We start from the raw sequence: 25,207 nt of genomic DNA, 5'->3' as shown, positions 1-25,207 counted from the left end.
TTTTATCATATTCCATGTTATAAAAGACCTCATTTAATTGCTATCTGATAAAGTACACCTCAGCAATTTTACCGTCCTTTATTTTGTAAACTGCTACAGCCTCAAACCTATCCTCTCCAAACCCAATTACAGATTCGTGATCTATTACAGTGTTTCCCTGAACTATTCTGTTTACCAGCTCGCAATGCAGATTAGTAATGCGCTCGAACATCCCAGAATAGCTCTTCCTCATGGCCTCTTTTCCTTCCATACTCAACTGATTAGGAAACTGATATATCTTCACGTCTTCGGCATATGGCTCCAGAAAAGCTTCAATATCTCTGGCGTTATAGGCATTAAGTTGCTTCTGAGCTAACACTTCGGGAGTATCCGCAAGCAGGGTGTCAGTTTTGATAAGGTGCCCCGCAGAAATTGTGTACTCTATTCCATCTACAAAATTGATTTCCTTTAATGGGTCTATATTGGTAATGACCAAATCCGCTTGCATGCCTTTATTGATACTCCCCAACTGACTCTTACCTAAGATCTCTGCAGCATTTATGGTAGATGCTTTTATGATATCAAGATTTGTCATTCCACTTGCTTTCATCCATTCTAATTCTTCATAATAAGAACTGGCGTGTTGAGTACCCACATTACCTGCATCAGTACCTGTAGCTATTTTCACCCCGGCATCAAACAACGCTTTTAGGTTAGATTTTCTCATAGCATCTTCGTTAGCCAACCTACTTTGACCTTTTACACTATAGTCTTTATACTTTTGAATCATATCATCTTTTCCTGTGATGTGTTGAAGATCAAATAATGACCCTAGCACAAAAGGATCAGCATACTTAAAGTCTGCTGTGGTAAGATGATTATCCTGAGAAAATACCTGACTGTATTTGCCAGCCACTATCATAGTTGGTATCAAAGTGACATTGTTATCTTTCAATAGCTTTATAAACTCCTGATCCACAGGCTCATCATCCACATTATGAACAAGGAAATTGGCACCTGCCTTTACTGCCAGCTTAGCGGTACTTAGCTCCGTAGCATGCACAGCCACAGGTAGATCATGCTTATGACTTTCGCCGATGGCAGCCTGAATAAGCTTAAAAGTTTGGTCAGCAGTTAAATCTGGTAAATTGATATACCAAATTTTAATAAAATCCGGTTTGAAAGGCAACTGCTTTCGCACCACTTCCCTTGCTTCCTCCTCTGTGTGCACTTTAATAATAGGTGGATCTTCAATTTCGAAGGCCTTAGGCTGATAGGTCGAAACCAGCGGTCCGGTAAGAAAAACGTTTGGAGCTACCTCCTTTTCATTAGCCATTTTTCTTATCTCATAATTGGCCATAGGTCCACCAACATCATATACGGTGGTAATTCCAACTTTTAAATATCGGTCTAACGTGTTATCCAAATTTTCATGCATGAAAGCTATCTCATCATCATATGACCTCACGTCTCTTAAATCAATAGCATCCGGACGTGTATATAGCCCTCCAGACTGAAAGAAGTGGATGTGAGCATCAATCAGTCCAGGGATAATAAACTTACCCGTAGCGTCCAACTCAGCAGCTCCTGCTGGCTTTGCCACCTTTTTACCTATGTCAATGATTTGGTCATCGCTTATCAAGATATTGACTCCTGTGACATATTTCCCCTTTTTTACATCTAAATAGGTGGCATTTTTAATATATACAGACGGATTGGATTGACCGAAAGCTGTCTTGGCTATCAGCAGGCACAAAATGATTAATATGTTTTTCATGAGAAACAGGCTAGGGTTTAAGAATGAAATATAAAAAAAGGAGAAGGTAAAAGGAAGGATTTGCTGGTTTGGTTAGCGTAAATTATCTCTCAAGAACGAAGTATAGGTTTGTACTTACCTCAACTCAGCAGCATAAGGATAAAATTTAATCCTCACAGGTATTATATAACGTGCATATGTCCTCAATGTCTTTATAGGTAAGTACGTCATACTCAATGGCATCTACCACAATCTGGCAATCCTGGAAATAGGGAATAAAATTCATCTTAAAATCAGTAAGCCGAACGCGTTTGAATTCTGACTCATCAGTCTTCTTAACAAAAATCATTACGCCGCTTCTATTTTTTATCACGTTAAAGTGGCTACCCATTATCCCGGTACCCGGCTGATTGAAAGCATCATACCTGAGATAAGTTTCATTGTTTTCTCTAATGAACAAACCAATTTTGGTCCCCATCATAATCATTTCATAAAATCCGTCCCCGTCAGACACGTAGCGATGACCATTAAAGCCATACTCTGAAATATCTGGTGGGCGGTATCCTATTTCACGTCCATCATAATGCACAAAACTGATTACTTTGTACAATTTATCATCCAACCTTTCTATCAGTCCGTTGATCCGGTGATGATCTTTAGTAATGATATAACCATTCGTATAATCACCTCGTTCTTCAAGCTTGAGATAAGTAATTGACTTTTCCTCCTGAGCAAATGTATAATGAGTAAAAACTGAAAAAATGAGGAGAAATAGAGCTCTAATCATATTTGAAAAAGTTTTTTCGAAAAATAATATTTCAATTTCTGGCTTACAAATGAATTTGAGTCTTTTGTGTCATTCTGTGCGAACTGGTAGATCGTTGGTGAAATTTAATCTTGAGAATGACTGTCTGTGAAGACACAGACAGAGGCGCAGATGTGCTGACCAACAAGAGATCATGGGTTTTCGCCTGTGTTTGTGTCATCACAAACACAAGCTATACCAGCGTAGAAGGAGGAAGATAGAAGGAGAATACTTCGTTTATTGTCTTATTTCAAAGTACATATCTATACCATTACCCTTTTCATCCGAAATAATTACTATGGTGGTAAATGGTGCAGGCACGTCTGCATCTATGAATTCAATGGGTTGAAATTTAAAAAAGTATTCTCTGCCTTTATACATGAGATCCATTTCCATATAGTCTTGGCTGGAATGTGATTTATAGTCTGTAAGAACCCCTGATGATACTACATCAAAGTCCAATTTTTCACTTCCAAAACGTACCACTACATCATTCAAATCTGAATCTACCTTATTCTCAATTCGTACATTATACAAATTGATTTCTTCGTCTTCTTCTTTACAGGCAAACAGACTCACAAACAGTAAAGCAAACGCAACAAATATCTTTTTCATAAATTTTTATTTTTTATAATATGACCCAACTTAATAGTTCATGGTTGTATTATTAAACAATAAAATTTAATTAAAAGAGAAAGCTCTCATCTTATGAGACAGAGTTTAGGAGATTCAAGTCAATATCTTAGAACCTGTCTGTGGGGACACAGACAGGGGCATAAGAGAGATTTATTATTATGAGACAGAGTCTGTCGGTGAAGACACCGACAGAGGCGTAGAGATATTAAAGAAGGTGATTGAGAAGACCCAGGCAGTGGTTAGTAGAACTTTCACTAATCCAAAGTAGGTCTATTTTCCATTACTTCTATTTTAATTTCCTTCAAATGGCTAAAGCCCTTATATATCATGAAAACGGCAAATGCATGGAAGGCCACAGCAAAGTAATCTCCAACTGCCATAAATATCAAGGAATCTAATCCATACACAATCATACCTGCGATGAATGCGGCTTTACTGTATTTGTGAGCATTGTAGCCCAATATCACGAAAATACCAGAGAAAAATAAGGTTGGGATAATGCCCCACAAGCTAACCTCTTCCAAGAGACCGTAAAGAATGCCATCAACAATCTGCGTTATGCCAAGCCCTACTATAAAACCAAAATCCGATTCAGCCAAAAACATAAATGAATTGATCATAGAGAGCGCCGCTATCCAATAAAACCAATTGGCACCACTCTTCACTGCCTTTTCGGCCTGATTCTCAGAATATGTGCCATAAGGCTGACCAACTGCAGCGTCTTGCAAAACGGCCTCTCGTTGTTTTAGTTCTTCCGCAGCTTTGAAGTCTTCAGCATAGCTTGGGCAGTGCCCCTCAAAAGTGGCTATGTCGTTTGTTAGTCCACAAATAACACCTTTATTAATGTCGAACTGCCTATTTAAGCAAGCTTGACAGAATTTTAATTGTTCAGATCTTTCCATATTAAAGCAACTAATGTGACAATTTATAATTTCCGGAAACCAGAAATGGGCTCCAATATAATAATATAGAAAGAATAATTATAATGAGAATTTAAAAAGTATCCAGAAATGATGCTATGGCACTGAAATATTTTGCCTCCTGATCTAGCCAACCGTAGTGTCCACATTCAGGTAAAATCACCACTTCACTATTAGGCAATGTACCTTCAGCTATCTCTGCAAGCTCCATGCTTACTACATCTTGCTGGCCTTGAATAATTAAAACGGGCCCCTGAAAGTTTTTCAGTTGTTCTTTACAATCATAATTGATACGTCTCAGATCTTGCCAAACGAGTCCGTTAAGAAATAAGTTACCCTGTAATAATCTTTCTGTAACAGCCGCTACGTGAGACTTATCTAACACATATGCCCGCGCTAGGTAGCTGTAGTAATGTTCTCTAGCTCCTGCAATATGTTCTGACATACGAGTATTCCAATACTGAAGAGAGTCTCTTTCCCAGGTTGTGAGACGAGATAAAATACCAGAAGTCGAAAGCAGGGTAAGGTCTATGCCGCCAGAAGATGACTGAATCATACCTTTTACCTTTTCAGGATATTTAGAGGTATAATAATAGGCCATAATTCCACCAAAGGAATGGCCCAAAACTATCCACTTCTCATAACCCAAATGCTTACGGATGGCTTCAATATCGGCATTCATCAGATCCATAGTGATGGTGGTGCTGTCTAATGGCTGGATGGATGACTTACCAGTACCACGTTGATCATAGAGAATAGCTTGATATCCGAGAGAGGCTATTTTCCTGGCCAATGGTAAAAAGCCTTCACTACTAAATCCGGGGCCACCATTTATAATTAAAACAGGCTCTCCAATGCCCAATACCTGATAATGAATCTTTAGATCTTTGGATGGAGCAAAATGAGATTTTTGAGCGTAGACGCATGTATTTAAAATAAGAAAACAAACACAGCCTATAATTCTTATTTTGCGCATCGTCCAGATTTTTAATTATCCAGCATAGCTACCACTCTGGCCGGGGCCGCAGAGGCACCTACAATTTTTAATGGAAAAACGGCCACTTTAAAACCTGTGTAGGGCAGTGCATCCAGATTCACTAACTGCTCCATATGGCAATATTCATGGTCACGCCCCACTAGGTGTGCTTCCCAGAACAACTCAGAGTTATTGGTTTCCTTCGCTTTCTGCAACATATATGGAAGTGGCAGATCCCATCCCCAGGAATCTATGCCCATCACCTTTATCCCTTTTTTGATTAGCCACTCAGTAGCGGCCGCACTCATGCCAGTGCCTTTTTTATGAAAGTCTTTCTTACCGTTAAACTTGTCACGGCCAGTTTTAATCAACACGATCAAACCTGGAGCAAGTTCCAAGCTTTCTTTGGCCAGAAAATCTTCAATATCAGCAACCTCAATAGCCTCAAAATCAGGCTTATGCTTCATATCAATAACAAGACCTTCACCAAAGCACCACTCTAAAGGAATTTCATCTATAGTTTTGGCTTTTTCACCCTTTACTATAGGTGAATAGTGCCAGGGAGCATCAATATGTGTGGTAGAATGCACTCCCATTTTTTGAATAGTATCATCTGCCCAACCATCAAAATTTTTGGGGAAAAGCTTAAACGGAAGTCCCAAGAAGCGAATCAACCATTTTGCTTTCTTATGAGGTTTATGCTTGATTTTCACTTTCATAAACCAGGGATCATCCTTGTTATATTGAATAGGCTTAGATAGGTCGATGATTTTCATGATGGCTTTATTTCTAGCAGGGAATTGTGCTTATTTTTTCAGCACTATTTCTGCCTTATTGATCTTTAATGAAGGATTATCAGAGGTCACCAAAATGGCCTGAAAGGTATAATTTCCATCTTCTTCAATCATCAAATTAGCATTGCGACCACTAAACTTCCATTTGGTATCGCCGCCTATGGTAGTTTTAGTTTCATTCATGGTAATATCCTTTTCAAAAGGATCTATTTCCATCCCACCAAATTTCACCCCGTCTTTCAGCACCTCCATTCTAAAGCTTACCACCACATCACCCTCATATTCCAAATCCATATCAGACCAAATGCCAACGTCATCTCCTTGCTTCAAGTCAACGGAGGTTTCCTTTAGGATCAGATGTTCATCATCTGTACTTACTTCATTCACAGGTATTCTGCCAACTTCTTCACCGGTAAGTGCGTCGCATGATACCAAAGCCAGTAGAGAGCAAATGATTATTGATAAGGTTGATAAGTTTTTCATGTGGTTTTTTGTTTAGTCGGTGGCGAAGATAACAGGTTTAATGACAGATAAAAAGTGGAGCGCACGACCTCATTTCATAACATCTTTGCATTCCAGAATTTGCTTTAGATCATCTCCAAATCCACGTTCTTCCCATAATGACAAATCTTTTTCTATCACCCTGGCATTTTGGTTAGACGTGATGTATTTTTTCAAGGATTTTACAAGCGGATCCTTCTTACCTGTTATTTTCAATATGGATTCTCTTCCTGGAATGCTAAAATGCTCTTCATAACTATAGCAAACGATCAGCACCTTATCCCCCACCTTCAATCCTGATTCGTTAAAGCAATTGGTGGTGAAATAGCTTTGCCCTTTATAACTAGCCTGGTCCAATGTCTTTTTATGCAGCACCTTGTCAATAGATACTACACCCTCCTGACTGGTATAATTCTCAGTATCAGAGAGGTGTGGTTTGCTCAATGATTTTATCTCACCTATAAAAACCAATGAATACTGCTCCCCACACATTCCAATAAATGGCCCTGCTTTTGGCCACCAATAAGTATACCCTACTCTTAGAGTATCTGAAGCAGACTGAGCATTCGATGCGTTTATCAAAACAAAACAGCAAAGGAATGTAAAAAGAACATATTTCATATTTTCTGAATGACTCTTTTGAGGATCATAAATCTCTTATTAATAATACCCATTTTCATTCAAAAAATCTATCTGAAATGATATAAATAGCTTCTGAAATTCAGTCCTTCTCCCCTTCAAATTCTATAAAATCATTCACCAACTTCATTGCATCCTCCACCTTTGGCTTGGAAACTCTCTGATACTTATGCTGTTCGTACCAGCCTCTATGAAAATGGAGCAACAAATCAGTCTTCTGTTTGCCCTGTTCTTCATCATAGCCTAAGTCTAAGATAAGTATAAATGCCAGTTCATTATTTTGCTGATTATAATTACGAAGGACCTTTTTTAGGAACTTATCATGCAAAGCCTCTCTTTGAATAAAGAATAGCAAGTCTCCATATTGATTTTTACGAAATAGAAATCTGAGATAGTTCTTGAAACGTTCAGAGGGTGAATGTTCCATATGCAGTTTTTGGATCAGAGATTCTTGTTGATCCTGCCAAAACTGAATTAATTCTTCGAAGAAATTTTGTCTGGTTTTAAAGTGCCAATAAAAGCTAGACTTATTGCATTTCAATGCCTTAGACATTTTTTCTACATTAATTCCGGCCAAACCCAATGAAGAAAACTGGGATAAACCGTGCTTAAGCCATTCATTTTTATGGACCTTTTTTAGAGGCATATTTCTAAACGTTAGCGTCTATATAATTTAGCATTTAATTTTTATAAACGCTAACGTTTAAACGGTACAGTTCAATCTATCGCAATTGCGACAAGTTCCGAACCGGTCATCTTTTATGTAAAGTGAATTATTTAATTGAAGAGTTAGGTGTGCCTACACCATTTTCAATGCTTTCTTATACGATCTATGTACCCAGAAAGCATAGCCTAAAAACAAGGCTACAGCGAGGGGAAAACGTACCGTCCAGAAGTATGGATCGTCGGTGATATTTTTACCTTTAATGGCTGCCAGAAGAGGAGTCATGATCAATAGCATGAAAAGTCCGATGGACACGCTTAGTACTTGAAACTTTTTAAATCTCATCTTGTGCTGCAGCAGGTTATTTGGCTGAGAGGGATCAGCCTTTCGTAGGCGTTTGAGTAAATAGAGCGAAATGATGGGGAGTGTAACCAGCGCCAGTATGGCCACAATCATAAACAACTTCATGGTAAAGCCAGATACATCGGTAAAATTCACCATCAAGCAAATGGCTCCGCCATAGGTGACCATTAGTCCTGACATTTCACCTTTTCGTATTTTATTGAAATTTAAAGGAGCTTGATTTTGATTAGTTTCCATCGCTTTCATTCTAATAGAGTTTATGTGTTTCACATCATTTAACCCATTAGTAGATGACAGTCGATAAAAATCACATCTTCCAGAATTTTTTTTTGAGTTTTTTATTCCGAAGGTTTTATTAGCAACCTTTTATCAGCATAAATCCATGCTGCTTGCCTTCGCAATTGTTATAAAGAAGGATATTCTTAGGTGTTTTGCCCTGATCTTTCCAAACACATTCTTCAGGTAGCTTAGTGCCTGATAATAATTGGGCTGTAAGCCATAAAGAAAAAGCGGGAACTGAATAATAGTCACCACTGAGGTGCTTGTAGACGAATATATTGTGATCCGTAAAAAGATCCTTTTCAAGATGATTATAGAATTGATCAGCCACTACATCACCATTTCTACCTAATACCACGCTATCCAGATCTGAAACAGTAAGGCCATTGTTTTTAAGGAAAATCTCCAACTTATCTGCAAGTCCCTCAGTATCAACATGCTGAATAGAATCTACCGCCACAATCTGGGCAATACTATCATTGCTCTTTTCTGCCTCCACTACAAACATGGCCACACCTTCACCAGGAAGTGTACCAGGTGTATTGGTATTTAACAAATCTTTACTTGAGATTTCCTCTATTTTATAGAGCCCACGCTGAGATTCGATGTTGTAGTTGCTGGCAGATTGCTCTTCTCCCCCACCTATTAGCAAAGTTTTATACTTTCCTTCTTCGAAAAGCATCTTCGCATCTAAAACAGATGATTCAAAGCATAATCCCTGGTTAACATGTGTAGTGTTATATCCTCTCTTTTTACCCATAAGCGCCAGCATACCCGCCACGCAGTTAGAGGTAGACTGTACAAAGTCAGTTGGGGTAAGTGTACCTTCACTATACTCAACTATCTGATTAAGAAAGCGTAACGAATGATCAACACTACCATTAGATGATCCGAAGATAATTCCCTCCACATCCTGATGCTTATCTATAAGTGGCATGCCGGTGGCTACACTCATCCTTACCAGCTTACTCATGCGTCTGAGTAAGCCCATGGGAATTATGCCTTTATAGTTTGGTTCTTTAGCCCAAAGCTTAGATTCGTCAAAAAACTTTACTCCATCAGTAAACAACTCACCGTGATAAGTTTCCTGTGCGGAAATACATGACATATCTCTTATGAACATAAAGCTTATACTTTTGAAAATACTAAAGATGAACAATTACCTCCAAAGCCAAATGAACTAGAAAGCACATGGTTGATTTCGTAATTATCCTGATACTTATTGATAGGCACCACTCCGTAATCATCAATCGGATCAGCGCAGTTGAGACTGGTATATAATTCGTTATGATTTAGTGCTAACAGGCTGAATACAGCTTCTATCGCACCTGCCGCTCCCAAAGTATGCCCTGTATAGGTTTTAGTGGATTGAAAGGGAGGAATCTGCCCTTTGAACACCTTATGCATACCCGTTTGCTCCGTTATATCATTATTAGGTGTTCCTGTGCCATGAGTGTTGATATAATCAATGTGCTCTGGTGGAATCTGAGCCGTTTCCAGTGCTCCTTCAATGGCCGCTATTACCCCAAAGGCCTCATCTGAAATAGATGATGGATGAAAGGCATCATTAGCATTACCATAGCCTGACACCTCACCGTATATCTTTTTATCTCCTACTACATCTTCCGATTCCAGGATCAGATAGGCTGCCCCTTCTCCTAAATTTAAACCTACCCGATTTTTATCGAATGGCTTGCATAGCTCTTCAGCCAGTATTTGTAAGGAGTTAAACCCATTAACGGTGTACTTGGCTAATGCATCCGTACCGCCTGCGATGGCTCGGGTAGCCCTTCCAGACTTGATTAGCTTGGCTCCATACATTATAGCGTTAGCTGATGAGGAACAAGCTGTATTAAAGGTGGTAGAAGCTCCCTTTACATTTAATCTTTTGGCTATACCGCTAGTATGTTCACCAACATTGTATGAAGCCAAATACTCTGATGCAGGCTCCAATTTATTGGCATCTTTATGCAACTGATCAGTTCGTGACATACCTCCTACCGTACTGGCAGACAATAATGACATACTGTAATCTTCCACCTGCTCCTGCTTAAGGCCCGCATCTTTTAAGGCCTGCCTTATGGCAACCATGGCCAGGGCTTCCGTTCTTGAAATACCTTTTTCACCAATCACTTCTCCCATTTCAAGCAGCTGATCGGTGGTAAGAGGAACCTCCCCAAAAGGAAAAATGTCTGTATAACGTGTTTTTAGGATGGTGGCTTTCTTTATGCCCGTAGCTCCTGCTTCGAGCTGGTTTCTATTTTCCAGAACGCCATTGCCCAATGCCGAAATAATGCCCATTCCCGTAACAAAAACACGCTTACTCATATAGCTTATGCTTTACCGTTTTCGGTGATGAACTCAGCTAGTTTTTCTACACTTGCCATGATCTTCTTACCCTGCTTAGAGTCAGTAATTTTAAGATCATACTCACGCTCTAATAGCACACTAAGCTCTATGGCGTCTATAGAATCTAAGGCAATATTACTTTCAGGGCCAAATAATGGCTCATCAGCTTCAATGTCTTCAGGCTGAACATCCATAAGGTTTAAGTATTGGATAATCTGCTTCTTTAATTTTAATATTAATTCTTCACTAGCCATATGCTATTAAAATATATTGATGTTGATTTTAAATAATTCTACTCTTTTTCAGCTGCCAGTAGGTTACTACAAAGCAAACTAAACAAAAAATTGCTAAACCTAATAAATCCGGGCCTAGTACCTGCCAATCTCCCCCTCTCAGGAACAATGTATAAAACGCTTCCAGACACCAGTATAATGGTGATCCATGGCTTATTATCTGCATGTATTCAGGCATAACAAAGCTTGGAACTAGTACTCCGCCAATAGCAGCAAAGATCACAATAGCCACCGCTCCGAAGCCATTAGCCTGCTCCTGAGTCTTAGCCGCAGTACCCACAGCGGCTGAAAAGCTTATTGCTGCCAAACCGGTCATAACCACCACAACTAAACAAGCCAGCAAATTAGATGGCAGAATCAATTCTGGCAAACCGATAGATGGAAATGTAAGTTTAGCTAACGCAAAAATGATAAATACCTGAAGCACTACAGCCAGCAAATAGACAAACAGCTTGGCCCATAACACCAAGGCGAAATTGGTAGGCATTGTTTTTAATCGCATAAAGCTGCCATTTAACTTCTCCTTCACTATGTTATTACCCATAGGAATAACCATGAAAAAGATGGCGAAAATTGTCCATGCCGGCACATTATGCTGGGTAGAGTTAGGTATAATTTCATTTTCAGAGAGTGTGGCTGCAAACTGCTGTATGGTTACCTGATTAGAGGCCAAAGCCTTTTCCAGTCTCTTAGGCGCTTCCTTTAACTCTAACTGAGCCGATATTTCTTTGATTAATAAATCACCTTCAATGCTTTTAACGAAGGCATTGATCACATTTACTATGGATGAATTAAAATTCTCCTGAAGTACAGGATCATGATAAAACTGTAGTGCGGGCATCTGTAGATCTGAGGTGGTATTTGTTTGCTCTTTAATTTCGAGCTCTTCAAGCATGATATCACCCACCATCTGAGATTTAAGGATAAGCTTTTCAGAAAAATCTGTTGGTATAATCAATCCTGTGATCTGATTACCATCGTTCATTTCCTTCTTTATGCTTTCGCTGTCTAAATCATCATTTTCAGTAATAGTGAAAAATCTGGAGTCCTCCAGCATACTTATCAGCCGTTTGCCTTCTTCTCCCTGGTCTCTGTTGGAAATAATAATGCTGATCTTGTTCTCATTAACGATTTGAAAAGCACTATCCTGAATGATCGTAATTACAAAAACCAAAAGCACAGGCATGAGAAACATCAGCGCCAACCCTGTTTTATCATTCCAGAGAATGAGTAACTCCTTTTTACACGCTATCCAAAATCTAAACATCAGTCTCTGTATGATTCTCCGGTTAGGTTAATAAGAAGGCCTTTTAAGTCTACTGCATGCTCTTTGAGTAGTTCTGAAGTGTTTCCTTCAGTGATGATGGTGCCATGATCAATCAAAGCAATATGATTACAGAATTCCTCAGCCTCATCCAGGTGGTGTGAGGTATAGATAACTGTAGTTCCTTTTTGGTTGAGCTCTTCCAGTAATTTCATAATGGCCATTTTACTCTGCACATCTACCCCTACCGTGGGCTCATCTAAGAACAAAATAGCAGGATCATGAATGATACCTATGGCCAGGTTCATCCTACGCTTCATGCCGCCAGAAAAGGCTCGAACTTTTTTATTTTTAACATCGCCCAGTCCTAATCTGGTCAATATTTCGATAGATTTCTCCTTGATTTCAGCGGCAGTCAGTTTGTACATGGCTCCAAAGTACTCAAGGTTCTGCATGGGAGTAAGCTCTCCGTAAAAGGCGTATTCTTGAGGCACAAAGCCAATTTTTTGCTGGATTACTTTAGGTGTTTGCACCTGATCCCAATAATAAACATGGCCGGTAGAAGCTTCTATAATGCCACACAAAATAGAGATGAGGGTAGTTTTACCCGCTCCATTAGGACCTAAAATGCCGAATTTATCTTTTTCTCTGATGGTAAGATCTATACCACACAGGGTATCCTTAGACTCACCAGGATACCTTTTGGTTAAGCGCTCTATTTTAATGCAATTATCGGTCATTGACTATAATCGCAGTTTACGCAGGTTTTTGAATGTTTTAAGTTCCAGAGCAGAAATTTCAGCCATAGCATCCGCTACCTCATCATAGTCTTTCTGATCCGATGTTCTTCCTTTTATAATCTGAGCCATTCGCACAGCATTTTGTCTTAGCAAATCACCAGACTTGGTCATTTCCTCAGAAAAAGCCATTAGCTCATCTTTTTGTAAGATTTCAGCTGCCTGCTCCAGGAAAGCGGCGTAGATAAATCTGAAACCTCCACCTCCTGTACCAATCTCCTCTTGCATACGCACGATCTGAGCCAAGTAAAGCGCCGCTCTACGGTCGCCCAGTTGCTCTTTCCACTTGCGTATTTTCTTGGCAGTATAATTAAACCCACGAGCACCAATCTGCTCAATAGGCACCTGTGTCATCCACCAGGTAGTTTTCTTAATTCCTTTCTTAACTGCTTTCTTTAGTTTGGCTTCATCTATTTCGCCTACCTGAGTAGGGAAATATATCTGTCCGTTAGGTGCTAGAGGTCCCTTTGCAAAGCGTACTTCGTCTAATTCTTCTGGAGAAAGGCTGGTAAGCTCTTCCATAACAGGATCACTTACAATGTACCTGCCGTTTTCAAAACCATGCACAATGATGTTATGCGCATTGAAATGAAATCTATACTCTCTAGGGAAATAGGGCAAATGGAATACTCCCACCTGGCAACCAACCGGATGTCCTTCTTCCAGTTTTTTATCCAAATAAGCTCTGGCTGTTTCTGGCGAACGGAATTTCTTTCTGGAAATGTTTACGCCTAGTGCCTTGCAAGTATCTCTGAAGATATAACCAGGCATAATTCTGAAAGCAATGGCAGGTGCGTTATTTACTTTTAAGAAAGGTAAGTGCACATAAAACATGCCCGCTCCAATACCAAAAGCCAAGGGTTCGTTCATGAAGTCTACTCCATGATGCTGCAGCAAAGTGGTAACTACTCCATTTTCACAGTGAGCAGTTTGTATATGCTGTCTGCTATTTTTTGGTGTACTTGTCAATATTTCTTCCATCAAAACTTGTCAATTCTTCCACTGAAATCTTGAACGCTTTGGCGTACTTGGCCAGTTTCTTTTCACTCAGCTTTTTAAATACGGCAGGTTTCATATGCCTCTTAATGGTCCATTTCCAAAAACCAGTATATCCGGTAAGTGTAGGAAAATCCATTAAGTTTAATTCCATAAAAAACAGCACAGGGCTTTTTTGGCCTGCCGCCACTTCCTGTGCTGATTCTAATATTCGATCGTTGATATCAGCCCATGCCTCATCAAGAGCATCTGCTTTTACCTTCCAGCCGGTACTTAAACCCTGCTCATATTTTCCATTATCATCTTTAACATAACACACCTCACGGGTGAAATCCTTTAATGCGGAAGAGTCTTGTGGAAGGCTATCTTTTTTCATACCTAAATAGTTATTTAAAGATCACATGAAATGCCAAACAATCTTATAATTAAGCTTAGCTGACATCTCACAATTTCTGAATTAAACTACTGTCATCCAAGCATATACATAAGAGAATCTGGAGCTTTCTGGCACCATTAACAATAATCTGTCTCCTACTTTCAGCTGGCCGCTGTTGAATAATTCTTCTACCATTAGATAAATAGAGCCAGAGCCCACATTACCTTTGGTAGCTAAGTTTGTAAACCACTTCTCTTCCGGAATATGTAATCCGTCAGCAGCCAAAATATCAGCTATTTGCTGCTTAAAGAAGTAGCTAGACATGTGAGGAAGGAAATAATCTACATCCTCAATGTTTACGTTATGTTTTTTCAATGAAGATAAAAGCAACTCGTTACCCAAAGGCACGATGTTGTCACCCAATAACTTCACATCTTGTTTAATACTCATTAAAGACTTGCTCACCAAATCATTTGGCTCATAGTCTTTGTAAGATTGGAATACGCCATTCTCATCTCTTTCACCCCCCATGTACATGCATGGCTCTAATTTATGGGCGAAAGAACAAGCTTCCATCCAGTCTATTCTTAAAGAAATTCCCTCTGAATTCTTCTCTGTTTCTAATAAAAATGCTCCTGCACCATCTGAAAGCATCCATCTTAAAAAGTCCTTTTCAAAACCGATATATGGATTTTCTTCAAGCTCAGCTAATTTCTGCACTTCATCTTCATAGTTATCTGATGTCATGGTAATGGCCAATCTCTCAGAACCAGAAGTTACTGCTTTCTTCTTATCTCCAAGTTTAAGAGACATGAAAGCATATTTTAAGGCATGCATCCCAGAGCAGCAAACTCCTGATGGAGAAACTACTTCAATATTTTGAGTTTCAGGAAGACAGCCATGTACCTGCACGGCATGAGAAGGCATAAGCTGATCTGGACTTGAAGTACCGCAGCTTAATAAATCTACCTCTGCTAGTTCTGCAGGATTATCCTTAAAAAGACCCTTTACTGCATTCGCCACCATCTCCGCATTAGTATGTGTAGCTTTACCGTCTTTGGTAATAGCGTAATATCTATTCTTGATACCGTTCCTTCTTAAAATGATCTGTTTAGATCTTGATGGTTTATTATTAATATAACCTAAGTACTCTTCCAGTTCGTCATTAGATACCGGGTCATTAGGAAGAAATGCTGAGGCTCTGTTTATAAAAACATCTTTTATCATTAAAAAAATATTTAGGGGAATTTAACCAATAAAATGTAATCGTAAAACTATCTTTTTTTTTCAAAAGTTAGACTAAAAAATAATCTTTTCGTTTAGAGTAAATCAATTCAAACTCAGAGGTTAATATGAAAACAGCAGATTTTACATGCCTGCCATTTCATACATCCATAGGGGTGATACCGCCATGCTGATTTGCTCATCTACAGCAAGGGCGTCAGCCTCCTTACTTTGCTCCAGTAACTGCTCTGCTCCAAGCTGCAATGACATAGTGTAAGGATTTACCGACATATCTTCTGGTGTACCAAGCAGTTTATGACTTACCACGCGGAATAATTCAGCAGCTGTTTTCTCGAGCAAGGCCAGGTTTTCTTCAAGCTTCTTAACCAGTAGCTCATCAGAAGAATGTACTGTTTCAATACCTTTCTGTAGATCTTTCATAAATGACACGTACATAGGATCTATGTAAGCCTCACTTACTTCTATATTTTCCATTCTACCCCAGTCAAGATAGAAATCCTGCACGTTTTTATTGAGTTTGCCGAAACGCTCGCCAAAGCTATTTTTGGTTGTGAATAGCTCTTTCAGAACATCCATATTGATGAATGCCTTGTTTGTGAACATTAAAGATGGTATGGCCCAGTAAACGGCAAAATCCCAGGTTATTTTAACAGTCATTACCTGAGTGTTATCATACAGTTCGTATTTGTTTAAATAGATAGGTATCCAGTTTTTGAAAAGCTGGGCATGCACCTTATCATAGACGATCGTACGTGTATAGGTATCTTCACCTTTATGGCTTCTGATAATAAGATCAGCCACCCAGGAATTACTCATTGAAATGAAGTCAGTGCCCGGTGAATAGAAGGGATCAAGGAACGCTCCTGCTTCGCCCACTACAGCCCAGTTATCTACAGAGTAAAATGCCTCGCAGTCATAAGAATATTTCTTCAGCACTTTAAAGTCTAGCACTACATCTTTCTTCTCGGCCAGTCTTTCTGCGCACTGTGGTTCGTTAGCCTCCAGCCACTGATAAGCTTTATCTAGCGTATTAATACTAGAAAAATCATGAAAACGAGGGTCGGCCACTATACCTACACTGGTATTTCCGGAAGATAATGGAATAAGCCACACCCAATACCCTTTACCCATTAAATGGACGGTACCTAACCTTCTGAGGCCTGGATTTATAAACTTCACCCATTCTTCATTATCAGACCAGTCAGCAACATCCACTTCTCCAGGTACTCTAAACCAAACAGAGTTAATGTTATGCTCGATGTCTTTAGACAAGCCTTGCTTTCTTTTGAGGAAACTAGCTCTACCAGTAGCATCTACTACCCATGAGGCCGTTTTTGTAATAGTTTCACCATCATGCAGAAATGACACGGTGTGAACATCATCTTCCTTCAACTCTGCCTCCTTCACACCGGCACCCATGTAAACATGAACGCCCAGGTCTGATATCATTTGTAAGAGGTCGTTTTCAAAAGTACCTCTATCTATCTGGTGGCTAGGCACAAACAGCTCGTTCCGTGCGCCATATTCCACTCTTTTATCAATGTCTTTACCTTTTAGCTGCGGTGATAGGAAGAACCTAAGACCGTGCTTATGCAGGTGATTTTCTTCTAAATAATCTTTTAATCCAAGTACCTCTCTTAAATAATAAGTACCCAGCTCTACGGTAGACTCCCCTACTTTATGTGCTGCATCAGGAGCTGCTTTTCCTCTCCTTTCCAACAGCGCAATGTTTAATTCGGGCTCATTTTTTTTCAGCTGCATAGCCAGTGTAAGACCGGCCATACCACCTCCTAGAATTATTACATCAAAATCAGGCATGGTCAATTAATTTTCGATTCCAAGATATAAATAATGCTGCTTATTTTTTCGAATTTTCATAAACATAATTGGTCGCAGCAAAGTGTATATTATAAGTATTGGAGGCGAAATAACAAAAAGGGCCGTTACTAAATACCACTTGAAGCGATTGACCCACTTAGCGCGAATCTCAGGAGTGGTACTTTTTTTCTTAATTAGATTAGCCCATACTTTAAACAGCATTTTACCTCTGGACTCTACCAACATAATTGAGGCAAAAACATTGATACCACCTTTATCCAGGATTTGCTTCTGCACTCCTTTAAAATTGGCGGTTGGTAACGCTGCGGCTAAAGGCTCAGCATATTTATCTGCGGTTACTATATCTTCGTGGCTAACACCAGGAACTGGCAAAAACCCCCATTTTTTAGTCTTTTGACCGGTAAGCATCCAATGTAAGATCGTGAAGGCACTCACATGGTTTTGCACGCGATCAATCAATGGCACATTAGCTACCAAAAATCCTCCCGCTGACTCCACCTCCCTCACAATACTCTCCTGAGATTTCAACCACATGTTTCGAGCGCCAATAACCGTGGCTACTGGTGTATCTTTCAGAACATTTCTAAACTTAGGATCCTGTAGCAAGGCGGCCGCAGGTTGTGATGGAGATAAATACCAGGGTTGATAACCAAGTATGACCAGATCATAACGATCATGAGCCAGCTCGTAGGGAGCTAGCTCACGTGGTTCTTCTAATACGGTTTCCGGCATAGCATCAAAGAACACCGGAGATGTCCAGGGAAAGGGAAAGTCATTAACAGGCTTCACCTTCACTCTGTCTATATCAAAACTCGAAAAAGGTTTTAAAAAGTTATCTAAAATTTCGTCTAGCTGGCCAGATTGGCTGTAGCTGATCGCCAAGATTTTCTTCATAGGGATAAAAATTCCCCCTAATCTATTAAATCTTCAGCTTTTAGCACAGTAGAATGTGAAACATAATCCTTCACCCATTTCTTAAGATCAGAATCCAGGCTTGAGTAACTTTTGACAATAACTGCCTTATCAGCCTCTATTTCATCATTATAATTTAATATTTTCGGCGCATGTTCCTGTATAGATAACCTTAAAAATCTAAACTCAGGGTTATCTGAGTCTGCAGCTATGGCATTTTCAAGTAATTCATGTCCTTCTTTAAATAAGTCTAGCTTCTTGGCTGGTCCTTTTACCAGATCAGCTTTCTTCATGAGTAAGGTTCCTTTATAGGCATCTATCTCAGCACCGCTACCCTTTAATGAAGCTATAACAGATTCTACTTTATCTAAAGAGCCACTGTTTAAAGCTGGATATACGGCATTTCTATATTCTGTTGCAAAAAGGATTGAGGTGAATAGTATACTTAATACAAATTTCATTTTCTTTTATTTATGATTTAACTACAGGTAGACCTATGCAATTTTGCTACCAACCTGCCGATAAATTAAAAACTGAGCTTAAAAATAGTAATATTCACCTTCATCACCTGATTCTATCCTCACAACATGGAATTTTTGATAAAAAATTGTGTAGGAATAGCAACAGTTAAGCTGTGATCTTATGATAAGTGTAATAAGAAGTCATTAATATGGCCAGTACGATCAAAGGAAATATAGCTTCGAAACTAAAGCCATCAACTGCCCAATGACTAATACAGGCAAAGATGAAATCAAAGGCAAAACCAGCATAAGCCCACTCTTTCACCCGCTTCGGTACAGCCGGAATGATAAGAGCCAATGCTCCCAATACTTTAAAGACAATGAGCGCATTTCCAAAGTATAGTGGATACCCTAAATGACTGATACCTTCTTTAGCCATTTCAGTTTGAGAGGTAAGGGCAGGAACTACCCCTTCGAATAAGAATATTAGTGTAGTCGTAACCCAAAAGATGATTTTAGCAGTTTTCTGTTTCATAGTTGATTAAATTTTTAACGAAAGTAGTTACAAATTTCAGATTAAAGCCGGTGTAAAAATGCCAATATGAAGGGATGATAACGACACCCCTTTAAAACTTAATAGTTAGAGGTATAATACCTGAAAAAACTGCACTCTTCAATTATATCCTGATAAAACTGTGCATCACTATATTCCTTTTTTAGGCGCTCAAAGCTCTTTTTATACTTTAAAATATCCGCTGTTATATCTCCATTATATCCGCCGAAGCCTGGCATTTCGTATTCATTGTACATCACATTGAGTTCGCATTTCGCCATCATATACAAGCACCTTGCATTCAGCTCTTTATCAGTAGATTGCGCTAAAACATTCTCATAATGCATGTATGATTTTTTAGACAACCCGTAATAAGTATCGTAATGCCCATCTAAATCAAGTAGGTTATAGCCTTTCTTTTTATTGATTATCTCACTGGCTCTTACTTTATCATCATAACTACGAAGTATAAATTCATAGTCACAGCAGTTTGATCCGCCTATGAGCACGCCGCGGTAATACCCTGTATTAGAAACATTAAAGTAATAGTTACCCAATAGATAATTGGCCAGCTTACGTTTCCACTGAGCAGAATTATTAGCAGCCATATCTTCTAACTGAATGAGATAATCTGCTAGTTCTGCTTTATTGAAGGTGCTTTTTATAAAAGCATAAGGCGAGGCCAGGAAAACGGAATCTTCCATGATAGCGTCAGAGCAGCTAAAGCATTCAGTGATATTATTACTGAAAATTTTAGAAGAAACTAACTCTGAAATGGAATTACCTCCGTTATTCAAAGGAGAATCTTTCAGCCATTTGTATGCATCTGTAGATTGTCCATTTCTCAAATAAAACATACCTTTTATGTATTTCAGATAATCAACCGCTGCATAACCACCTTCTATACCTTCCGTTCTCTTAGCCAAAAGCTTTTCAAAACTGTTTTTATCAGCCTTTGAAGTGAAGGCGATCAAGTCATTAATTACAGGTAAAGATGATACCCTAATTATATGCTGAACCTTATTATGCATAAGAAATGATTTGGCCAGCTTATCCTCTTTATAATAAAGGTGGGCTACCTGATCCATAATGAGATATTTCCAGGAAGGCTCCATATTTTGCCAGTCGTCAATTCCTTCTGCGGTTATGATGTCTGACAAAAATCCAGACAGGTATTCCTCATGTTTAGCATTCATTTCCTGCCATGAAAAAACCGTATAAACTTTAGTCAAAATGGATTTTTGATCAGAGAAATCTGAGCCTTTCACTTTATCCAACAGGCTGTTAGCCAAGCTCATATCATTTTTACAAAATGCCAGGTAAGAAGATGCCATAAGCCAAAAACTCTTATTATCTATTTTCTTATCACCAGCCATTTTATCAGCAAAATCATAAAGCTGATTAAGCTTACCTCGCTCCTCCCCGATTGTAGGTAAGGTTTCAGATTTCACTCCTACTCTTGTGGGCCAAATTTGTCTTTCCAGATTGTTCAGCGCACGCATGAACACAAGCTCTACCTGCTTATCATTCGGAGATACCTGATATAATTCTTCCAACGCCTGAAAATTATCTTTCACGCCACTCACACTATTGATAGTGATAAAGCCTGCTTCATCAGCAGTTGAGGTGAACAGTGAACGACCATCAGCACCTTTGTTTACACAAAATCTATAGCTTAAATAAGCTGAGGTTTTTCTATCAAGGCTGTTATTGAATACTTCCAGAAATAGATAAGCAGCTTTTTCAAAATCACCTAAAGAATAATAGCAGCCTGCCAACTGATCCTGCAAATAGTAAAAGATCTCATTCTTATCATATTTTCCCGCTATTTGAGCATTATAAAAATCAACGGCCTCTTGATAACGAGAGCTGTAGTGATAAGCCCGAATAAGCTGATAAGCATAGCGTAATTTTAATTGACTATTCTCCGCTTTTGCAAAAAGTTGACTACCTTCATCGGTAAGCACCTCGGTATCAGAGGTATTTTCTTTTAAAATTTCCTGGTAATCCCATGATTCTCTTTTCCTATAAGCGAAAGTCTGACTGCACTTTCTGGCAAAGAGCATATACTCCTTCACCTGCTGCTCTAAATCAGATTGATGATTTATCCAAAGCTTGTTAAACTCATCCGTATCAGCGTGAAGAGCCTTTCTTACATTAGCTTCTTTCCAGCCAGGCAAAAGCTGTTGCCATAACTGCACATTGCCCTCATGAAACTCCTGCCCCCATTCGGTTTGATAAAAGGTGTTAGCATCTTCCCGAAGGAAAGGGTAATATGCTTTCGAAGAAATATTCTGCTGATTGAACAGGTTATAGAAGAAATAAAGATCATCAGTAGGATACCATCCGCAGCTAAAGGCGGTGACTCCAATAAAACAAAAAGCAACAGTTAAAAACCTCTTCATAGCTGGTCTAAGATTTCAGTAGGATTAGTGTGTCTAAAAATAGCATCATCCAGGTGATAAAAAATAATGCCGTCTGTTTTTATTTTACTTTGCGTGATTAAATGATAGGCTTTAGCAATATCATTCGGCGATGCCTTTTCAAGCTTTATCTTATAACCATTAGTAAGGTAGAAGCCATGAAATAGTGTGTCTTTTTTCACCTCGAAAAGATGATCATTTACCCGATCAAAATATGTAGAACTTTCAGCAAACGTACTTTCATTCACATGATTAATGAGTTTCACTTCTCCATTCTTATTAATAATCACTGTCTGAGAAAACAACGGAAGGGCCACCTTGAGCGTGAGAGGGTAATCACTCTCTTTATTAATGTAACTAGAAATGATATTAGTACTAAGAATTGAGTTTGCCTTCTCATCGTTGAGCTTACCCATATTATAAAGCATCAGAACACCCTCATACACAGGCGGTATGCCGGTTTTATCTTTATATTTAATCTGATGCAATCTAATGGTGACACTCACCCTATAGTAAGCCTCGAGCTTTTTCAGTAAATCAAAATAAGCATTAGCTGTAGTCTGTGTCCAATCACAATCAATTTGAATATCTGTAAGGATTTTTCCAAAATGATACCCACTGATTTGATCTGTTAGTGCATGTATCCGATCAGCCAACTGATCTATTGAAGCCTTTTTCAATGCTTCATTGGCAATGAAAATCACTGGAATGATATTATAATCTCTATAAGCACTATCCACCTGCCGCAGAACATAAACAGGATACAAACCATCATTTTGATAAGACGGATCCTTCACATCATCTACATCGAAATAGTGTAGATATATATCATTGGCCTCCAAAGACCTAAGCGTAGTCTTAATAGGCTCAGAATATTCTGCTTTAGCTTTCCAATGATAGAAGGATACTTCTGGTTTGGGGTTGGAGCAGGAAAAACAACAGATCAGCAAACAAATGATAATAATATGCTTCAAAACTCAAAGATTAGAGAGCATAATTAGTGAAAAAGTATGATTGAAAATCTATTTCTAAACAAAATATCGCTCATTTTCTATCTTTTAAGGGAATGACCAATTTAAGTCCAGACCAAACATCATCCACCGCACAAACTTTAACATCTACCAAACCAATTTTTAAAGCTAAATCTCTAATTACATCCTCAGTAACATCAGTAGGCACTTTAGAAGCCTTCTTAGGCCAACTCACCCAAATCATACCATTTTGTTTGATTTCACCTTTTAGCAAAGGTAGTTGTTCCATTAGCTCATATGCATTCTGAGTGAAAAAATGGATTATATCTGCCCTTCCATTTAATTCTTCAAAATTGACGTTATCAGGAAAGTCATTAAAAAGCTCATGATAATAAGCTGGCTGATTGAGTAATCTTAGAAAATGGCCAGATTTAATTCCAAGCTTTTTCGCCAAAGGTGTTCCAGAATAACCCGCCATAGGATCTAGCTTTAAGTTTTTCATCACAAACGAATGACATTGAAATAAAGTTGCTTCAGATTTCTTCTTATCTTTAAATATGAGCAGGCTGCCGAAGAACCGAAACAGAGCATTAAATTATCATCTTATATTACTTTTAGTAAGTGTAATGTGCTTTGGAGTTCATCTTGAGACGATCACTTATAATACCTCAGCCACTGCTTCCAATATTGAGCTAAGTATTAAAAATTATGATAATACAACTTCTAGCTACCTTATATACAGAAACCTTGCGTACAATTTAGGAAAAAGTGATCCCGATTATAATATTGTTCTTTCAATTTATCAAGATAAAGTAGCCACTCAACTAAGACTATTCTCTGAAGCTAAACCTTCTTACGACACTATCTTTATGCATGGTAGGCCAAAAACCACCCCTCAGAGTAACAAGGAAGTAGATCTTTCCTAATCTTTTGGGTTAACCCCTCATCTTTTCATTCCATCATCTACTGGGCGCCTCCGCCCTTAAAAACTATGCTATGCAAAAAACTAAAAAGCTACTCAGGCTTCTGGGGCTAGCTATTATCATCATATTGGCCTCTGCTGGGTTAGGCATTAACGGTGCCATAGTTCCTGTTTTCCGAAGACCTGAAAAAGAAAATATTAAAATTGAATTAGTAGAAAAGAGAGATGATGAATCCGACTTTGAAGACGAAAAGAATTAGATTATTAGCAAAGATTCTTACGAAAGGCTTCTCTTTCATAAGATAATTATTAAATTTATATCGCACACGATATAATCATAACAGATATAAATATGGAATTTTACGATTTAAAAGCTGAGACCCCACAAGGAAAAGAAATTTCTATGGGTGATTTCAAAGACAAAGCGGTATTAGTTGTAAATACCGCCACCCAATGTGGCCTTACTCCGCAGTTTGAAGGACTGGAAAAGTTACATCAGGATTATCAAGCTAAAGGACTAGTAGTGCTAGGGTTTCCTTGCAATCAATTTATGGGGCAAGAACCTCTTAGTAATGATCAGATGGAAGAAAGTTGCAAAATCAATCATGGAGTAACTTTTCAGCTAACCAAAAAAGTGGATGTTAATGGGAAGGACACTCACCCTGTGTTCAAATATCTAAAGGATAATTTAGGAGGAACTTTCGGCAAGAAGATCAAATGGAATTTCACCAAGTTCTTAATTACTCCTGATGGGAAACCATTTAAACGATACGCTCCCACTACCAAACCTGAAAAGATAGAAGGGGATATTAAAGCCATACTAAAATAATGGAGGGCAGCATTTTAAAGCTCAGTGAGCAGATCTGTTTCCCCATCTATGCGTCATCTCGACTTATCACCAGGCTCTATCAGCCATTGTTAGATAAGATCGGGCTGACGTACCCACAGTATCTTGTAATGATGGTACTTTGGGAGCATGGGGAGCAGAAGGTCACTGAAATAGGCAAGAGAATATTTTTAAACACCAATACTCTTACACCTCTGATTTCCAAACTTATAGCTAAAGGACTCATAACAAAAAACAGATCTAATGAAGATGAAAGAACCGTTTTTATAACACTAACAAGTAGTGGTGAAGCGCTAAGAGAAAGTGCCGAATGTATTCCTTATGAATTGGCCAAGAACATGAATATGTCAGTGGATGAATTACTTCATCTTAAGGATATGATGTGGAAGATTCTGAAACAGCTGGACAATCAATAATGGAAGCTTTTCACAGCTTAATTATAATAATTTAATTTTTAGGTTAAAAGTGGTTACCCAATGTTACGCCAATGTTAAGGAATTTTGAATTTGGCATTTCACCATGTTTACCATGACATATTTGGCAAAACCAACCAATATCTCTATAGAAATTTGTGTAAACAAACTCAATCAGTATTCCCTATTTCAGCCTTAAAAATCTTCTTTTAATACATTTAATTGAATGATAAT

30 protein-coding genes are annotated in these 25,207 nt (G+C 38.6%); 5 read left to right on the top strand and 25 right to left on the bottom strand.

All coding sequences use genetic code 11. The features are described 5' to 3' along the window. Nucleotides 1-40 precede the first annotated feature (40 nt). Nucleotides 41-1,756, bottom strand: a complete 1,716-nt coding sequence (locus tag LVD16_RS09175) for an amidohydrolase family protein (protein WP_233773634.1) — start codon at nt 1,754-1,756, stop codon at nt 41-43. Between the two features lie 145 nt (nt 1,757-1,901). Continuing rightward, complete coding sequence (locus LVD16_RS09170; protein ID WP_233773633.1) at nt 1,902-2,522, bottom strand: hypothetical protein; 621 nt, start codon at nt 2,520-2,522, stop codon at nt 1,902-1,904. 116 nt (nt 2,523-2,638) lie between these two features. Between LVD16_RS09170 and LVD16_RS27725 the strand changes: the two genes are divergently transcribed. Further along, complete coding sequence (locus LVD16_RS27725; RefSeq protein WP_255697896.1) at nt 2,639-2,761, top strand: hypothetical protein; 123 nt, start codon at nt 2,639-2,641, stop codon at nt 2,759-2,761. A 16-nt stretch (nt 2,762-2,777) separates the two neighbouring features. Here LVD16_RS27725 and LVD16_RS09165 read toward each other — a convergent pair whose 3' ends face one another. The 23 genes from LVD16_RS09165 to LVD16_RS09055 form a co-directional block, all read right to left on the bottom strand. Further along, nucleotides 2,778-3,155: a hypothetical protein gene (locus LVD16_RS09165; protein ID WP_233773632.1), complete on the bottom strand. Its 378-nt coding sequence runs from the start codon at nt 3,153-3,155 to the stop codon at nt 2,778-2,780. A 275-nt stretch (nt 3,156-3,430) separates the two neighbouring features. Further along, nucleotides 3,431-4,078 carry a hypothetical protein gene (locus LVD16_RS09160; protein ID WP_233773631.1) on the bottom strand — a complete coding sequence of 216 codons (648 nt, stop codon included), beginning with the start codon at nt 4,076-4,078 and terminating at the stop codon, nt 3,431-3,433. Nucleotides 4,079-4,169: 91 nt separating this feature from the next. Continuing rightward, nucleotides 4,170-5,072, bottom strand: coding sequence for an alpha/beta fold hydrolase (locus LVD16_RS09155; protein ID WP_233773630.1), 903 nt, complete (start codon nt 5,070-5,072; stop codon nt 4,170-4,172). Nucleotides 5,073-5,083: 11 nt separating this feature from the next. Then, nucleotides 5,084-5,848, bottom strand: coding sequence for a cyclase family protein (locus LVD16_RS09150; RefSeq protein WP_233773629.1), 765 nt, complete (start codon nt 5,846-5,848; stop codon nt 5,084-5,086). A gap of 30 nt (nt 5,849-5,878) precedes the next feature. Then, nucleotides 5,879-6,349: a hypothetical protein gene (locus LVD16_RS09145; RefSeq protein ID WP_233773628.1), complete on the bottom strand. Its 471-nt coding sequence runs from the start codon at nt 6,347-6,349 to the stop codon at nt 5,879-5,881. 69 nt (nt 6,350-6,418) lie between these two features. Continuing rightward, complete coding sequence (locus LVD16_RS09140; protein WP_233773627.1) at nt 6,419-6,988, bottom strand: hypothetical protein; 570 nt, start codon at nt 6,986-6,988, stop codon at nt 6,419-6,421. A gap of 100 nt (nt 6,989-7,088) precedes the next feature. After that, complete coding sequence (locus LVD16_RS09135; protein WP_233773626.1) at nt 7,089-7,652, bottom strand: TetR/AcrR family transcriptional regulator; 564 nt, start codon at nt 7,650-7,652, stop codon at nt 7,089-7,091. 153 nt (nt 7,653-7,805) lie between these two features. Next, entirely contained in the window at nt 7,806-8,279 is a 474-nt protein-coding gene (locus LVD16_RS09130) for a hypothetical protein (protein ID WP_233773625.1), read from the bottom strand. 109 nt (nt 8,280-8,388) lie between these two features. Then, nucleotides 8,389-9,435 (bottom strand): beta-ketoacyl synthase chain length factor, encoded by a 1,047-nt coding sequence (locus LVD16_RS09125; RefSeq protein ID WP_233773624.1) that lies wholly within the window; start codon nt 9,433-9,435, stop codon nt 8,389-8,391. Between the two features lie 5 nt (nt 9,436-9,440). Continuing rightward, a complete protein-coding gene (locus LVD16_RS09120; protein ID WP_233773623.1) occupies nt 9,441-10,640 on the bottom strand; it encodes a beta-ketoacyl-[acyl-carrier-protein] synthase family protein in 1,200 nt (399 codons plus the stop codon). 5 nt (nt 10,641-10,645) lie between these two features. Beyond that, nucleotides 10,646-10,915, bottom strand: a complete 270-nt coding sequence (locus tag LVD16_RS09115; RefSeq protein ID WP_233773622.1) for a phosphopantetheine-binding protein — start codon at nt 10,913-10,915, stop codon at nt 10,646-10,648. Nucleotides 10,916-10,943: 28 nt separating this feature from the next. Continuing rightward, the gene (locus LVD16_RS09110; protein WP_233773621.1) at nt 10,944-12,221 is read right to left on the bottom strand and encodes an ABC transporter permease; all 1,278 of its coding nucleotides are present in this window, start codon (nt 12,219-12,221) and stop codon (nt 10,944-10,946) included. Continuing rightward, nucleotides 12,221-12,958, bottom strand: coding sequence for an ABC transporter ATP-binding protein (locus LVD16_RS09105; RefSeq protein WP_233773620.1), 738 nt, complete (start codon nt 12,956-12,958; stop codon nt 12,221-12,223). The genes LVD16_RS09110 and LVD16_RS09105 overlap by 1 nt, the downstream gene beginning before the upstream one ends. Nucleotides 12,959-12,961: 3 nt before the next feature. Continuing rightward, nucleotides 12,962-13,996 carry a BtrH-related acyltransferase DarH gene (gene darH, locus LVD16_RS09100; protein ID WP_233773619.1) on the bottom strand — a complete coding sequence of 345 codons (1,035 nt, stop codon included), beginning with the start codon at nt 13,994-13,996 and terminating at the stop codon, nt 12,962-12,964. Continuing rightward, entirely contained in the window at nt 13,962-14,387 is a 426-nt protein-coding gene (DarG, locus tag LVD16_RS09095; protein ID WP_233773618.1) for a flexirubin biosynthesis protein DarG, read from the bottom strand. The genes darH and DarG overlap by 35 nt, the downstream gene beginning before the upstream one ends. An 81-nt stretch (nt 14,388-14,468) precedes the next feature. Next, nucleotides 14,469-15,614, bottom strand: a complete 1,146-nt coding sequence (gene darB / locus LVD16_RS09090) for a dialkylresorcinol biosynthesis protein DarB (protein WP_233773617.1) — start codon at nt 15,612-15,614, stop codon at nt 14,469-14,471. Between the two features lie 141 nt (nt 15,615-15,755). Further along, a complete protein-coding gene (locus tag LVD16_RS09085) occupies nt 15,756-17,450 on the bottom strand; it encodes an NAD(P)/FAD-dependent oxidoreductase (protein WP_233773616.1) in 1,695 nt (564 codons plus the stop codon). Between the two features lie 6 nt (nt 17,451-17,456). After that, nucleotides 17,457-18,365 (bottom strand): hypothetical protein, encoded by a 909-nt coding sequence (locus LVD16_RS09080; protein ID WP_233773615.1) that lies wholly within the window; start codon nt 18,363-18,365, stop codon nt 17,457-17,459. Nucleotides 18,366-18,382: 17 nt separating this feature from the next. Further along, the gene (locus tag LVD16_RS09075; protein WP_233773614.1) at nt 18,383-18,844 is read right to left on the bottom strand and encodes a hypothetical protein; all 462 of its coding nucleotides are present in this window, start codon (nt 18,842-18,844) and stop codon (nt 18,383-18,385) included. A gap of 166 nt (nt 18,845-19,010) precedes the next feature. Beyond that, the gene (locus LVD16_RS09070) at nt 19,011-19,379 is read right to left on the bottom strand and encodes a DoxX family protein (protein ID WP_233773613.1); all 369 of its coding nucleotides are present in this window, start codon (nt 19,377-19,379) and stop codon (nt 19,011-19,013) included. Between the two features lie 98 nt (nt 19,380-19,477). Continuing rightward, the gene (locus tag LVD16_RS09065) at nt 19,478-21,802 is read right to left on the bottom strand and encodes a tetratricopeptide repeat protein (protein ID WP_233773612.1); all 2,325 of its coding nucleotides are present in this window, start codon (nt 21,800-21,802) and stop codon (nt 19,478-19,480) included. Beyond that, nucleotides 21,799-22,794, bottom strand: coding sequence for a hypothetical protein (locus LVD16_RS09060; RefSeq protein WP_233773611.1), 996 nt, complete (start codon nt 22,792-22,794; stop codon nt 21,799-21,801). Before LVD16_RS09060 ends, LVD16_RS09065 begins: the two co-directional genes overlap by 4 nt. Before the next feature lie 70 nt (nt 22,795-22,864). Beyond that, on the bottom strand, nt 22,865-23,293 hold the full coding sequence (locus LVD16_RS09055; protein WP_233773610.1) for a DUF3052 domain-containing protein: 429 nt from the start codon (nt 23,291-23,293) through the stop codon (nt 22,865-22,867). Between the two features lie 55 nt (nt 23,294-23,348). Here LVD16_RS09055 and LVD16_RS09050 point away from each other — a divergent pair, with 55 nt between their 5' ends. The 4 genes from LVD16_RS09050 to LVD16_RS09035 all read left to right on the top strand — a co-directional run bounded on the left by LVD16_RS09050 (nt 23,349) and on the right by LVD16_RS09035 (nt 24,976). Beyond that, a complete protein-coding gene (locus tag LVD16_RS09050; protein ID WP_233773609.1) occupies nt 23,349-23,717 on the top strand; it encodes a hypothetical protein in 369 nt (122 codons plus the stop codon). A gap of 70 nt (nt 23,718-23,787) precedes the next feature. Further along, entirely contained in the window at nt 23,788-23,973 is a 186-nt protein-coding gene (locus LVD16_RS09045) for a hypothetical protein (protein WP_233773608.1), read from the top strand. Between the two features lie 92 nt (nt 23,974-24,065). After that, nucleotides 24,066-24,542 carry a glutathione peroxidase gene (locus LVD16_RS09040; RefSeq protein WP_306309389.1) on the top strand — a complete coding sequence of 159 codons (477 nt, stop codon included), beginning with the start codon at nt 24,066-24,068 and terminating at the stop codon, nt 24,540-24,542. Continuing rightward, nucleotides 24,542-24,976, top strand: coding sequence for a MarR family winged helix-turn-helix transcriptional regulator (locus tag LVD16_RS09035; RefSeq protein WP_233773607.1), 435 nt, complete (start codon nt 24,542-24,544; stop codon nt 24,974-24,976). Before LVD16_RS09040 ends, LVD16_RS09035 begins: the two co-directional genes overlap by 1 nt. The last annotated feature ends 231 nt before the right edge of the window (nt 24,977-25,207 follow it).

The organism is Fulvivirga ligni, assembly GCF_021389935.1.
GTDB lineage: Bacteria > Bacteroidota > Bacteroidia > Cytophagales > Cyclobacteriaceae > Fulvivirga > Fulvivirga ligni.
This window is presented reverse-complemented; position numbering and strand designations above follow the sequence as displayed.

Excerpts from the sequence above, each read along its gene's own strand:
- LVD16_RS09075 (WP_233773614.1), bottom strand. The coding sequence starts at position 18,844 with ATGAAATTTGTATTAAGTATACTATTCACCTCAATCCTTTTTGCAACA.
- LVD16_RS09120 (WP_233773623.1), bottom strand. The coding sequence starts at position 10,640 with ATGAGTAAGCGTGTTTTTGTTACGGGAATGGGCATTATTTCGGCATTG.
- LVD16_RS09085 (WP_233773616.1), bottom strand. The coding sequence starts at position 17,450 with ATGCCTGATTTTGATGTAATAATTCTAGGAGGTGGTATGGCCGGTCTT.
- LVD16_RS09105 (WP_233773620.1), bottom strand. The coding sequence starts at position 12,958 with ATGACCGATAATTGCATTAAAATAGAGCGCTTAACCAAAAGGTATCCT.
- LVD16_RS09050 (WP_233773609.1), top strand. The coding sequence starts at position 23,349 with ATGAGCAGGCTGCCGAAGAACCGAAACAGAGCATTAAATTATCATCTT.
- DarG (WP_233773618.1), bottom strand. The coding sequence starts at position 14,387 with ATGAAAAAAGATAGCCTTCCACAAGACTCTTCCGCATTAAAGGATTTC.
- LVD16_RS09055 (WP_233773610.1), bottom strand. The coding sequence starts at position 23,293 with ATGAAAAACTTAAAGCTAGATCCTATGGCGGGTTATTCTGGAACACCT.
- LVD16_RS09040 (WP_306309389.1), top strand. The coding sequence starts at position 24,066 with ATGGAATTTTACGATTTAAAAGCTGAGACCCCACAAGGAAAAGAAATT.
- LVD16_RS09045 (WP_233773608.1), top strand. The coding sequence starts at position 23,788 with ATGCAAAAAACTAAAAAGCTACTCAGGCTTCTGGGGCTAGCTATTATC.
- LVD16_RS09175 (WP_233773634.1), bottom strand. The coding sequence starts at position 1,756 with ATGAAAAACATATTAATCATTTTGTGCCTGCTGATAGCCAAGACAGCT.
- LVD16_RS09070 (WP_233773613.1), bottom strand. The coding sequence starts at position 19,379 with ATGAAACAGAAAACTGCTAAAATCATCTTTTGGGTTACGACTACACTA.
- LVD16_RS09115 (WP_233773622.1), bottom strand. The coding sequence starts at position 10,915 with ATGGCTAGTGAAGAATTAATATTAAAATTAAAGAAGCAGATTATCCAA.
- darB (WP_233773617.1), bottom strand. The coding sequence starts at position 15,614 with ATGATAAAAGATGTTTTTATAAACAGAGCCTCAGCATTTCTTCCTAAT.
- LVD16_RS09110 (WP_233773621.1), bottom strand. The coding sequence starts at position 12,221 with ATGTTTAGATTTTGGATAGCGTGTAAAAAGGAGTTACTCATTCTCTGG.
- LVD16_RS09145 (WP_233773628.1), bottom strand. The coding sequence starts at position 6,349 with ATGAAAAACTTATCAACCTTATCAATAATCATTTGCTCTCTACTGGCT.
- LVD16_RS09135 (WP_233773626.1), bottom strand. The coding sequence starts at position 7,652 with ATGCCTCTAAAAAAGGTCCATAAAAATGAATGGCTTAAGCACGGTTTA.
- LVD16_RS09035 (WP_233773607.1), top strand. The coding sequence starts at position 24,542 with ATGGAGGGCAGCATTTTAAAGCTCAGTGAGCAGATCTGTTTCCCCATC.
- LVD16_RS27725 (WP_255697896.1), top strand. The coding sequence starts at position 2,639 with ATGACTGTCTGTGAAGACACAGACAGAGGCGCAGATGTGCTGACCAAC.
- LVD16_RS09165 (WP_233773632.1), bottom strand. The coding sequence starts at position 3,155 with ATGAAAAAGATATTTGTTGCGTTTGCTTTACTGTTTGTGAGTCTGTTT.
- LVD16_RS09125 (WP_233773624.1), bottom strand. The coding sequence starts at position 9,435 with ATGTTCATAAGAGATATGTCATGTATTTCCGCACAGGAAACTTATCAC.
- LVD16_RS09170 (WP_233773633.1), bottom strand. The coding sequence starts at position 2,522 with ATGATTAGAGCTCTATTTCTCCTCATTTTTTCAGTTTTTACTCATTAT.
- LVD16_RS09155 (WP_233773630.1), bottom strand. The coding sequence starts at position 5,072 with ATGCGCAAAATAAGAATTATAGGCTGTGTTTGTTTTCTTATTTTAAAT.
- LVD16_RS09065 (WP_233773612.1), bottom strand. The coding sequence starts at position 21,802 with ATGAAGAGGTTTTTAACTGTTGCTTTTTGTTTTATTGGAGTCACCGCC.
- darH (WP_233773619.1), bottom strand. The coding sequence starts at position 13,996 with ATGGAAGAAATATTGACAAGTACACCAAAAAATAGCAGACAGCATATA.
- LVD16_RS09140 (WP_233773627.1), bottom strand. The coding sequence starts at position 6,988 with ATGAAATATGTTCTTTTTACATTCCTTTGCTGTTTTGTTTTGATAAAC.
- LVD16_RS09080 (WP_233773615.1), bottom strand. The coding sequence starts at position 18,365 with ATGAAGAAAATCTTGGCGATCAGCTACAGCCAATCTGGCCAGCTAGAC.
- LVD16_RS09160 (WP_233773631.1), bottom strand. The coding sequence starts at position 4,078 with ATGGAAAGATCTGAACAATTAAAATTCTGTCAAGCTTGCTTAAATAGG.
- LVD16_RS09130 (WP_233773625.1), bottom strand. The coding sequence starts at position 8,279 with ATGAAAGCGATGGAAACTAATCAAAATCAAGCTCCTTTAAATTTCAAT.
- LVD16_RS09150 (WP_233773629.1), bottom strand. The coding sequence starts at position 5,848 with ATGAAAATCATCGACCTATCTAAGCCTATTCAATATAACAAGGATGAT.